10 protein-coding genes and 3 pseudogenes are annotated in these 9,675 nt (G+C 59.5%); 2 read left to right on the forward strand and 11 right to left on the reverse strand.

All coding sequences use genetic code 11. The features are described from left to right. Nucleotides 1-58 precede the first annotated feature (58 nt). From QN397_RS25945 to QN397_RS25970, 6 genes and pseudogenes are all read right to left on the reverse strand, one after another. Nucleotides 59-490, reverse strand: a complete 432-nt coding sequence (locus QN397_RS25945) for a hypothetical protein (RefSeq protein ID WP_323502410.1) — start codon at nucleotides 488-490, stop codon at nucleotides 59-61. After that, a complete protein-coding gene (locus QN397_RS25950; RefSeq protein WP_323502422.1) occupies nucleotides 487-1,572 on the reverse strand; it encodes a site-specific integrase in 1,086 nt (361 codons plus the stop codon). Before QN397_RS25950 ends, QN397_RS25945 begins: the two co-directional genes overlap by 4 nt. A gap of 336 nt (nucleotides 1,573-1,908) precedes the next feature. Next, nucleotides 1,909-2,520: pseudogene (locus QN397_RS25955) on the reverse strand (IS21 family transposase); the annotation flags it as partial. Between the two features lie 242 nt (nucleotides 2,521-2,762). Further along, nucleotides 2,763-3,696: pseudogene (locus tag QN397_RS25960) on the reverse strand (IS3 family transposase); the annotation flags it as partial. 103 nt (nucleotides 3,697-3,799) lie between these two features. Next, nucleotides 3,800-4,030, reverse strand: coding sequence for a hypothetical protein (locus QN397_RS25965; RefSeq protein ID WP_323502412.1), 231 nt, complete (start codon nucleotides 4,028-4,030; stop codon nucleotides 3,800-3,802). Further along, nucleotides 4,023-4,391 carry a MarR family winged helix-turn-helix transcriptional regulator gene (locus tag QN397_RS25970; protein WP_323502413.1) on the reverse strand — a complete coding sequence of 123 codons (369 nt, stop codon included), beginning with the start codon at nucleotides 4,389-4,391 and terminating at the stop codon, nucleotides 4,023-4,025. The genes QN397_RS25965 and QN397_RS25970 overlap by 8 nt, the downstream gene beginning before the upstream one ends. A gap of 81 nt (nucleotides 4,392-4,472) precedes the next feature. Here QN397_RS25970 and QN397_RS25975 point away from each other — a divergent pair, with 81 nt between their 5' ends. Further along, nucleotides 4,473-4,736 carry a hypothetical protein gene (locus tag QN397_RS25975; RefSeq protein ID WP_323502415.1) on the forward strand — a complete coding sequence of 88 codons (264 nt, stop codon included), beginning with the start codon at nucleotides 4,473-4,475 and terminating at the stop codon, nucleotides 4,734-4,736. 210 nt (nucleotides 4,737-4,946) lie between these two features. On the opposite strand, the gene QN397_RS25980 is transcribed toward QN397_RS25975, so the two are convergent. The 5 genes and pseudogenes from QN397_RS25980 to QN397_RS26000 all read right to left on the reverse strand — a co-directional run bounded on the left by QN397_RS25980 (nucleotide 4,947) and on the right by QN397_RS26000 (nucleotide 8,345). Continuing rightward, nucleotides 4,947-5,126, reverse strand: coding sequence for a hypothetical protein (locus tag QN397_RS25980; RefSeq protein ID WP_323502417.1), 180 nt, complete (start codon nucleotides 5,124-5,126; stop codon nucleotides 4,947-4,949). 399 nt (nucleotides 5,127-5,525) lie between these two features. Next, on the reverse strand, nucleotides 5,526-6,569 hold the full coding sequence (locus tag QN397_RS25985) for an IS110 family transposase (RefSeq protein WP_323502418.1): 1,044 nt from the start codon (nucleotides 6,567-6,569) through the stop codon (nucleotides 5,526-5,528). Nucleotides 6,570-6,587: 18 nt separating this feature from the next. Then, nucleotides 6,588-7,464 (reverse strand): annotated as a pseudogene (locus QN397_RS25990) (IS3 family transposase); the annotation flags it as partial. Between the two features lie 26 nt (nucleotides 7,465-7,490). Further along, on the reverse strand, nucleotides 7,491-7,844 hold the full coding sequence (locus tag QN397_RS25995) for a hypothetical protein (RefSeq protein WP_323502419.1): 354 nt from the start codon (nucleotides 7,842-7,844) through the stop codon (nucleotides 7,491-7,493). 162 nt (nucleotides 7,845-8,006) lie between these two features. Further along, nucleotides 8,007-8,345, reverse strand: a complete 339-nt coding sequence (locus QN397_RS26000; protein ID WP_323502420.1) for a hypothetical protein — start codon at nucleotides 8,343-8,345, stop codon at nucleotides 8,007-8,009. A 423-nt stretch (nucleotides 8,346-8,768) separates the two neighbouring features. Between QN397_RS26000 and QN397_RS26005 the strand changes: the two genes are divergently transcribed. Then, a partial coding sequence (locus QN397_RS26005; protein ID WP_323502421.1) for an SPFH domain-containing protein occupies nucleotides 8,769-9,675 on the forward strand: 907 nt, incomplete at its 3' end.

Below are 9,675 nucleotides of genomic sequence, written 5' to 3' on the forward strand. Positions count from 1 at the left end.
TCCACGATGCCGGCTTCCATCCCCGGGTCAAAGTTCAACCGGCAGGGTGGGTCAAAGTTCAACCGGCGCCGACAGCGCCATGCACACTTGCGAACCGCGGCAGCGCCTTCAGAGACTCGAGCGCCCCTGCAGGATCTGACGAAAGAAGCGCCCGCAAGATCGGGGTGCCGACTCGCTGGCCATAGTTGAGACAAAGCTGTGCAAGTGGATTACCCGGGATGGATTCTTCGGCCGCCAGGAAGTCCAGGAACCGGTCGACAACGCGAGCGCGATGGAGCACATAGTGCTGCGGCCAGCGCGAGAGGCAGCCGCGAAGCCACGACTCTATGGTGGACTGGCAAATCGCGGTGTCGCGAGGGCACAGCTGCACATGGCTCTGGAACTGAACCAATATGCATCGGTAGCATTTGACGGTGTCGCGACTGCGCGGGTGCAGGTTCAACAAGAAGCGGTTGATCGCGGCACCGCCGTCTGCAAGCTGTGCGCTCATGGCTGCCCCTGCTGGGCCAGGCCTGGGATCTCAAGCGCGACATCGCGCAAATCCTCGATGGCGAGCTTGAGGTATACCGATGTCGACGACGCCGATCGATGCCCCAGTACGTCACCGATGATCTTCATCGGTGTACCGTCGCGAAGCAGGCTCACCGCGCGCGCATGCCGGAAGGCATGTGGTCCGCGTTTGCCGTCGGGTTGTACGCCCACCGCGTCAAGCCGACGCCTGGTCGACGTGTACAGGCTGGAGCCGCTCTCGAAGCCCAGATACGGCGCTCGCATCCGAATGAAGATCTCCCTAACATTGGTGCTGGGTCGACCTCGGCGCAGATATGCCAGTACTGCTTCGCCGACGGCAGGCATCAGCGGCAGGATCGATCGCGAGCCTGTCTTGGTGTGGCAAACGAAAATACGGTCGGTGCGCCAGTCGATGTCGTTCAACTGCAGTCGAGTGATCTCGCCGGCGCGCATCCCATAGGTGGCAAGCAACAGCAAGATCGCGTAGTCGCGCAGTCCCTTCGGCGATTGGTCGTCGCGTGCTGTCTGCAACACGGCACTTACATGGTCGGGGGTCAACGCGGAAGGGATTGATTCGTAAGCGTAGAGCGTCGGAGCCATCACGCAAAGCGCGAGGTCGCGCTCCGTTCTGCCTGAGGCGTGGACGAAGCGCAGAAAGCAGCGCATGCGCTGTGCGAGACCCTTGCGGGAAACCCGCCGCAGTGATGGCGCTCGCGACTGCAAGTAGGCATCGACGTCAGCGATCGCCATGGCTGAGAGCGGGCTTGCCTTGTTGCGTTCGTCGTACCAGGACAGGAAGCGTCCTGCTTCGGCAGTCCGCTCAGAGATGGTCTCGGCAACCAGGCACCGACGCTCACGAAGCCACTGCGCATACTCCGCGCAAATTGCCTTGCCGGTGGCTCCGCTGGAGCCTCCGGCAATGGCAGTCGGCGGCCACTGTGCAACCACGCATCGAAGAAACTGATGCAAACCCGCAGTATGCGAGCCACGCCAGTGCTCAATCGATACCGGCGCATGGCCATGGCGCATGGAGAATTGAAGCAACTCCCGCTTCAAGTACATCGTCACGTGCAATGGGTGCACCGCGTCGATGGGCAAATGCCGACCTTCGATGTACTTGAGAAAGTGTCCTGCGACTGCGAGATAGCGCTTGGTCGCGGCAGAACTGTACCGTGCCCTCGCAAGATGCTCTTCGAATCGCAAAATCAGCGTGCTGCGCTGAGCTAGAAGGTCTGACATCCCATGTCTCCTTGGCGGGTGGATTCCCAGCCAAGGGTTGCACGAGAGAAATAATGTGAAGCAGGAAGATGCTGAATCCTTAACGGGCGAGGCCCTGCTCACGTTCCTTCACATTATTGGGTCCTGCTGATTACCGCAGTAATCCCGAGCTTGCGATTACTGGGGCACGCCGCCGATGAAGCTCAGGGCGCGTGCGCACCCATGCAGCCAGTCGGCCATCGTCTCGCGCGGCGTTGCGCAGGCGAAGGTGTAGCTGGAGGCACCGAGCGCGGCCACAAAAATATGCGCCTGCGCACCATCGGTGAGTTCGACCGTCGGACCGGCGTAGTCGACGAAGAGCTTCTCGCCGGCGCGATGGATCTGGCGCATCGAGCGCTTCAGTCGCAATGCATAGCGTCGATACCGCTCGCAGAACTGGCTGTAGCGGTAAGTGGGCTGCCCGGCATGGGCCGCCACGTACTCTTCCCAGAGCAGCATGAGGGTGATGCCCTTGCGCCGCAGTTCCTGATGGATGCGGCCGTAGTCGGGCAGCATGTAATGGCTCCGCCGGTTCAGCCGGCCTTGCACGACGCGGCGTTCCAGCGCCGTGTCGCTCAGGGTCTGGATGGTGGCCCAGTCCAGGCCGGCAACGGCGGCCAGGCCGACGTACTTCGCGACGACGCCCTTGGAGATGCCGAGGGACGCCGCGATCCGCTCATGGGAGAGACGAGCTTCGAGTTTGAGACGCAGAACGTCTCTGATCTTGCGCATGTTGATCCTTGGTGCGGGCACGCCTGTCTCCGGCAAAGCCGGGCAGGCTAACCCCGCATGGGGTGGATGAAATGCGCAACAGCAACACGCTGACATACGGCAGCGTTCCGCTGCCGTGAACGACGATTCCGGCATCGTGACCGGGGATTCCGGACTGCCTGCAAATCGGTCACGTTCGAGCCCGGGATGACCGGTCACGTTCGAGCGGAATGCTCGGTCACGATAGCTCGGAATGAGGGGTCACTATGGGCCCGAATACCCATCAGCGAAGCCTGCAGCCTGCGGTAGCCGCAGCAGCGGTGGTTCTGCTCGAAGATGTCGGTGAGGCTGCGACGCACGGCGAGGTACTTGTCCGCCACCTTCCCACGGGCTCGATGGTACAAGTACGAGCTTCGCGGCTGTTCCAACTGGGCAAGGAGCTCTGGCAGACCACATAGCTCCTTGAGGGCGTCAGCCAACAATGTCTTCTCCCGGTTGGTCAGAAGTTGCAGATCGACGCCCAAGCCTTTTTTTAAACTTTATTGGCCTTCCTCAAAAGGTCGCGCTCGAGCTGCAGTTGCCGGATATCGCGCCGAATCGATTCGAGCTGGCGCTCCAGTCTCTCTCTCTCTCTCTCCCTCTCCCTCTCCCTCTCTGGCGGCACCGGCACCGGCACCGGCACCGGCACCGGCACCGGCGGAGAGTTGTTGCGTTTCATGGATGCGGGAGCCTCGCGACCAAGTAGCTGGTTCTTCCAGTTGTACAACGTGGGCCTGCGCACCGCCAGCTTATGAGCCACAGCCTTCGCACTGCTCTGCCGGGTGCACAGTTCGATCACTGCCGCCTGCTTCAATGCCCCGGAATACGCTGGACGTCTGGCCCGGCCGACCATGGCCATCGTGGCCACAGCAAGCACCTCGCGGAGCCATTCGGTCATCGTGGTCCGGCAAGGGTAACCCAAGGCCGTCATCGTCGCAGCAATGCAGCGCTCGTGCGTGAGGTAGTGCGCCACAGCTACCTCCTTCTGCACCTGCGAATACTTGGGGCATCGGCCCGCATAGCCCACCAACAAATCGAGGCGCTGCTCAAATTCCCGGCACCAGCCTTTCAAGGCATTCTTGGTTGGATAGCCCTCAGCTGGCGAATGGTTGCCCTGACGCGTTTGCCGAGCTTGATGTACAACTCGACCGCTCGAATCCTGTCTTTGTATGAATACATGAACTACCTCCTGGTAGTCCAAGATTTCATCCGCATCCCCAGTGGGTCAATTCTCGGTCGGCGCCAACATGAATAGGGCGCTTGCAGCGCCGCCCCTGGCCGACTACCTTGTCACAAACGCGAGAGCCACGCCCCCACCGGCTACCAGCATCACGCCGAGGACCGCCAGCCAGATTTCCCAGCGATCCTCGTTGCGACGCATACGGTCGTCTTCTTGAACGCACAGATAGTCGTTCAGCAGCGGCACCACGCATTCGATGCTGTGAAACTCGAATCGTTTTAGTAGCGCCTGCTCCATGGCGAGCCCGGCAGAGGTGGCTTGTAGTTCAAACATATGATGGGGGCCAGGTGCCCTTGGTTGCCCGGTCAAGGCACTGTCCGAGCTTGGCGAAATAGGCCTTGCCGCTCGCCGTGGCCACCACGTACTTGATGCGCGTGTTCTGTTGATCTTCCAGCTGATCGATGAGGCCGAGTTTGCGCAGCGACTTCAGGCGGCGCTGCATTGTCGTGGGCGACGTGTCCGGAGTCAGGACTTTGGCCTGCAGCACCGTGATGCTGGCGCCGGTGGCCCAGGTGGATGCCAGGCCCTTGAGCACGCGCTCCTCGAACGCGTCCAGCCGCGGTAGCTCGCGGATTGCACTTACCAGATTCAGACACCGGAGATAAGTCTGGGCTTGATCGTTGCTTTTAGTCACATGCACCCCTTGCGGACTATTTACTTGCCAATTTAACAACTATATTCTGCCTGCGATTGCGGTGCGTGGAGGCACCCTCCGATGGAAAAATCCAGGCCCAATTATCGATTTGAGTACGCAGGGCGGATCGCCGCCGTGAAGTTGGACACGATCGTGCCAGGGAACGATCTGCGCCGGTACGCCGAACTGCATTTGAAGCAGCGCCTCGCGCACCAGATCCCGCTGGGCAGGGGATTTCAGCAGGGCTCGGCCGCGATCGCGGCGCTGGCGACGCAAGCCCGAACCTATATCGACGCGCAGCCCAAGCAAGCCGCGCAACCGCACGAACACAACGCTGCGCGATGAACGGAGAACTGTCCATCAGCCACAAGCTGGTAGTGCTTCGGCTACTGAAAGTGCCGGTGCCCACGAGGCCAACGCGCACCTTACTGGCGACTGCGTCGAACCCCCATCCCACCGAGCGCGACCTGCAAATCGCTCTGGCGCGCTGGGGAGCTGAGATTGACTGCCTGCACACCATCAAGTGCTGATGCAAGCAAGGTTCTGGGAGATGGGTCAGCGCGGTTCCGCCGGAACGATCGCTAGCAGCGGTTTCAGTGTGTAGATCACCACAACGGTCCCAGTGAAATTGCCGAACGCCATGATCGTAAATACACTCAGGAGATGGCCGCGCTCGCCATGGGCAAAGAACCAGAGGTGATGGAGCAGGGGGCTCGCCACGGCGAAGGCGACCATGCAGCCGAACAGGCGTCCTGGCGTCAGGTTCGTTGGGGAAGCCTGAGATGGGCGCCTCCCGGATTGCAAGAACTCGTGTGTGTGACGATTCTGGAGGCAGGCTGCAGTCTTATATCCGTACATGGACGCCCCGGTTTGCCAAGTTCTCAATCATGACGACGCAAAGATAAAGATTGCGCCCGCACATTCGGACTTTTGATTGCGACCTCGCGGCCGCTGTCCCCGATGGGATTTGCGGGTTGGCGCCCCTATCGGCCATGACGCACTTTGTGTGCTCCGGATATATCTGGCTTTGCCAACCACGGTCTTGCCTGTCTTGCCATCACTTCATGCTCACCTGAGCAATCGGTTGGTTTGATCCCCCTCTCTGTTTGTCGTCCCAATTCGTCGATGTGCCAGCTATGCGGCTGCGGCTTCGCCTTCGGTTGTGTAGCTGGATCGGAACTCGCGGTTTCGCGCCAAGAGCGCCCACACAATTCTGGCGTTCTTGTTCGCCAGTGCAACCGATGCCGCATTCAGATTCCGCCGCGTTAGCCGTCTGCTCAAACAATCATCGCTTTTCTGCGTCTCGCGTTGAGCGGCGTAGATGACTGCCTTCGCGCCGTGGGTCAGCAGTGTGCGGAGATAGGAATCGCCGCGCTGGCTGATGCCCAGCATCGTCGACCTGCCGCCGCTTGAATGCTGCTTTGGCATCAAGCCGAGCCACGCGGCTACCTGACGTCCGTCATCGAAGTTCTTCGCGTCTCCGATCGTGGCGACCAAGGCACTCGCCGTGATAGGACCAATGCCTGGGATCTTTTCCAGATTGCAGCTGTCATCGTTGGTGCGATGCCATTTACTGATCTGCGCCTCGATTTCTTTGACCTGCTTGTCAAGGTCGTTGAGATGGTCCATCAGCCGGTCCACCAACATTCGGGATGTCCCTGTCAATTCGTTGGTGGCATCTTCAGTCAACTCCGGCACGCGCTTGGGGATGTTGACGATGCCCCGCGGAATGATGAGGCCGAACTCTTCAAGGAGGCCGCGAATCTGGTTGGCTTGTGCGCTACGCGCCTTCACGAAACCTTGGCGCACACGATACAAGGCAAGCACTGACTGCTGCTCAACGTTTTTGATGAGAACGAACCTCATGTTCGGTCGTGCCACCGCCGCATAGATCGCCTCAGCATCGGCCACCTCGTTCTTGTCGGTCTTCACGTAGGGTTTGACGAACTGCGGCGGCATCAGCTTGACCGTGTGTCCGAAGCCTTGCAGCTTGCGAGCCCAGTGATGGGCGCTACCGCAGGCTTCCATGCCGATCAGGCACGGCGGCAGGTTCGCGAAGAACGCGCCCATCTGGTCGCGCTTCAACTGCTTTTTTAGCACCGCCTTGGCGTGCTCGTCGATGCCGTGAACCTGGAACACAGACTTTGCCAAGTCGATGCCAACTGTCGTAATCTTCATGATGGACGCCTGCCCCGGTCAAGTTATTTCAGACACATCGATAGGTTGATTGATTGCCGATTTCTGCTCGAAGGCATTGGGTAGCAAGTTGCCCAGTGTGGAGTGCAGCCGCACACCGTCGTAGAAGCTGACGATGTAGTCGGCAATGTCGCTCATGGCTTCGGCATGATTGGCGTAGTCTCGCTGCCAGATCCGCTGCATCTTCAGGTTCAAGTTCAAGTTCAAGTTCAAGTTCAAGTTCAAGTTCAGGAAGAAGCGTTCCATGACTGAATTGCCCCAACAATTTCCCTTGCGACTCATGCTGCCCACCAGCCCGTGCTTGGTGAGCAGGGCTCCATGCGCGTTGCTTGCATATTGACTTCCACGGTCCGAAGGTACGATCAAGCCGCGCGCCGGTTGACGCTGTGCGATGGCCAACTGCAGCGCCTGACACAACAGCATCGCCCGCATGTCTGGGGCCATTGCCCAGCCCACGACCTTGCGCGTAAACAGGTCTGGCACCACTGCGAGATACAGCCAGATACAGCCAGCCGCTGCGCGTTCTGATGTAGGTGATGTCAGCGACCCACGCTGGGTTGGACCGCGTCGCATTGAACTGACGATCGAGCACGTTGGGTCAGATCGGCAATGCATGTCGGCTGTCGGTGGTGTGTACGAACTTGCGCTTCCACGCCGAGCGCAAGCCATGCGGGCGCATCAAACTGCGCATGCGATAGCTGCCCGTTACGACGCCTCGCAAGGCCACTGCCGCCCGGAGACGACGGCTTGCGTAAGCACCACCACTGGCGGCGAATGCAGCTTTCAAATGCACGCTGGCTTGGCATACTGGAGGCGGGATCTGCCTGCGTTTGCGTGCCGCGTAGTGGCCCGAGCGGATGGGATCGCCAATCTGGCACTTCCCGCGGCGCAGTGCAAGCAGCACTAACGGTAGGAGGGAGGCGCCCATACCATCTGCAGCCCGAACAGGCGGTGGGCCAGCCGGTAGACCAGGTAGGGCGCGGCTGTGGCCAGAATGCCAGCCATGAAAGCGCGCTCAAAGTCTTCCGGGAAAAAGTAGTGCAAGCTCACCAGCCCGGACACGATGAGCAGGCTGAGCGCCCCGGCCTCTCCGAATAGCAGCATGCACAGCAATCGCACTCCTGCCGGCAAGTAGATCCAGTTGGTGATGGGCACAAACTCGAAAGCCGAGAAAAGCAGGGCTCTCAGCGCAAGCGCCGCAAGGAACAGGGAGACGGTGGCAACCACCATGCCAAATTGAAGATAAAGCTTTGCCATCCTTTTTTTGCCCGATTGTGACAAAGCCCCACCGGCTTGGCGGCACAGGTCATCAGAGCAAAACGAAATGGGCAGCGGTGGCGCCGGATCAAACGGGTAGTTGCTCCGCCTGCACTTGCAACCGGTCGGCGCACACCACGAGCCCCGACCGCTTGAAATACGTCAGGCGACTGCGGCGGAAGACATCGCGAGACCCAGCGCGGATGCCACCAGTGCATTGTCACCCTCGCTGCCGGCTAGGATGTAACCGCGCTCAAGGAGCTTGCGCGTGTAGTACTTGTTGTACATGAAGGCCCACGCAAGGCCGACAAAGAATGCGCCAATTCCCACGGTCAGCACGCCGATGATGACGGTAACGGCGAAGCCGCCGATGAACGTGATGAAGTCGCCGCGAAACAGCGCCGGGAAGAATCCGAAAAACAGCGTGGTCCACGAGAAACCGTAAAAGCCGTCTTTCAGGATGCCGGTGTCTTTGTGTTTGAGCGCGATCCGAGTGGCCATTTTCTTGAGTCCTTGGTAGTTGAGAAACCAGCAAGCCAACAGCGCTCAATCGATCACCGTTTGTTGCCTTGGAGCAAATGTATCCAAATAGAACAATTACCAAATAGACAATTGTTTGTGAGTAGACAACGGGGTTAGCCAAGCGACGATTAAGTCACGTTTTTGGCCAAGGACTTGTTGTGGGAGCGGCCATCAGTGTCTCTTGCAAACGCAGTAGAACGGGGGTTACGTGCTCACCTTAATTTTCGGCAATAAAATAATGAGAACTTCCGTACCCATTTCTAGCTTGCGCGTTGTGAAAATGCATCGTGGGCGCCAGTGGGCCGTGACAAATGGCCGTTCTGGCGATCCATTTTCTGTTCGAAGCTTCGAGAAGGTCCTAAGTGGTTATATTCGCTTACAAATCTCGAAACAGTTTTAAAAATGGCAATCATTGACGTAGTGAAGTGGGACGCAACGCACGAGGAGTACGCGCACAAGTTCCATTCCATCGAACTCTCGACGTGGACCCAGTTGATCGTCAATGAGTCGCAGGAAGCGGTCCTGGTGCGTGGTGGGCAAATGGAAGGACCATTCGGCCCGGGCCGTCACACGCTCAAGACCGAGAACCTGCCGATACTTTCCAAGCTGATCAATCTGCCCTTCGGCCGCTCTCCATTCACCGCAGAAGTCTGGTTCACCAATCGTTCGATGCCGCTGGACGTGAAATGGGGAACGACGGACGCCATCCAGGTTCAGGATCCCAAGTTCAACGTGATGCTGCCGGTGCGGGCCTTTGGCCAGTACGGCGTTCAGATCGAAGACACGCGCAAGTTCCTGACGAAGCTCGTCGGCACCACAACGCTCTTCACGCGCGACAACCTTTCTTCCTTCTTTCGCGGTCTCATCCTGACACGCGTCAAGGACTGCATCGCACGCACCATCGTCAAGGAAAAAATCTCCGTGCTGGAGATCTCGGCGCACCTCAACGTGCTGTCCAAGACGCTCGAGCTCGAGATGGGGGAGGGGCTTCAGGAGTTCGGGCTTTGCATTGTCAATTTCTTCGTCAACTCGATCAGCACACCTGAAGACGATCCGGCTGTTGCCCGACTGAAGTCGGCATTGGCCAAGCGTGCCGAGATGGACATCCTGGGTTTCACCTACCAGCAGGAGCGTTCGTTCGACACGATGGAGCGTGCTGCCAGCAATGAGGGTACTGGCATCTCGCCACTGATCGGTGCCGGCATGGGGCTCGGCATGGGGGCGGCCATGGGCTTGCCGATGGGTAACGCCATGGCCGACGTGGCAAGCCAGGTACGGGTAGCTCCGCCCCCGCCGCCCCCGCCGCCGT

The organism is Variovorax sp. RTB1, assembly GCF_035018765.1.
Classification (GTDB): Bacteria; Pseudomonadota; Gammaproteobacteria; order Burkholderiales; family Burkholderiaceae_C; genus Variovorax.

Bases quoted from the DNA above. Each gene is read 5' to 3' on its own strand.
- QN397_RS25945 (WP_323502410.1), bottom strand. From the start codon at position 490: ATGAGCGCACAGCTTGCAGACGGCGGTGCCGCGATCAACCGCTTCTTG.
- QN397_RS25950 (WP_323502422.1), bottom strand. From the start codon at position 1,572: ATGTACTTGAAGCGGGAGTTGCTTCAATTCTCCATGCGCCATGGCCAT.
- QN397_RS25965 (WP_323502412.1), bottom strand. From the start codon at position 4,030: ATGTTTGAACTACAAGCCACCTCTGCCGGGCTCGCCATGGAGCAGGCG.
- QN397_RS25975 (WP_323502415.1), top strand. From the start codon at position 4,473: ATGGAAAAATCCAGGCCCAATTATCGATTTGAGTACGCAGGGCGGATC.
- QN397_RS25980 (WP_323502417.1), bottom strand. From the start codon at position 5,126: ATGGTCGCCTTCGCCGTGGCGAGCCCCCTGCTCCATCACCTCTGGTTC.
- QN397_RS25985 (WP_323502418.1), bottom strand. From the start codon at position 6,569: ATGAAGATTACGACAGTTGGCATCGACTTGGCAAAGTCTGTGTTCCAG.
- QN397_RS25995 (WP_323502419.1), bottom strand. From the start codon at position 7,844: ATGGCAAAGCTTTATCTTCAATTTGGCATGGTGGTTGCCACCGTCTCC.
- QN397_RS26000 (WP_323502420.1), bottom strand. From the start codon at position 8,345: ATGGCCACTCGGATCGCGCTCAAACACAAAGACACCGGCATCCTGAAA.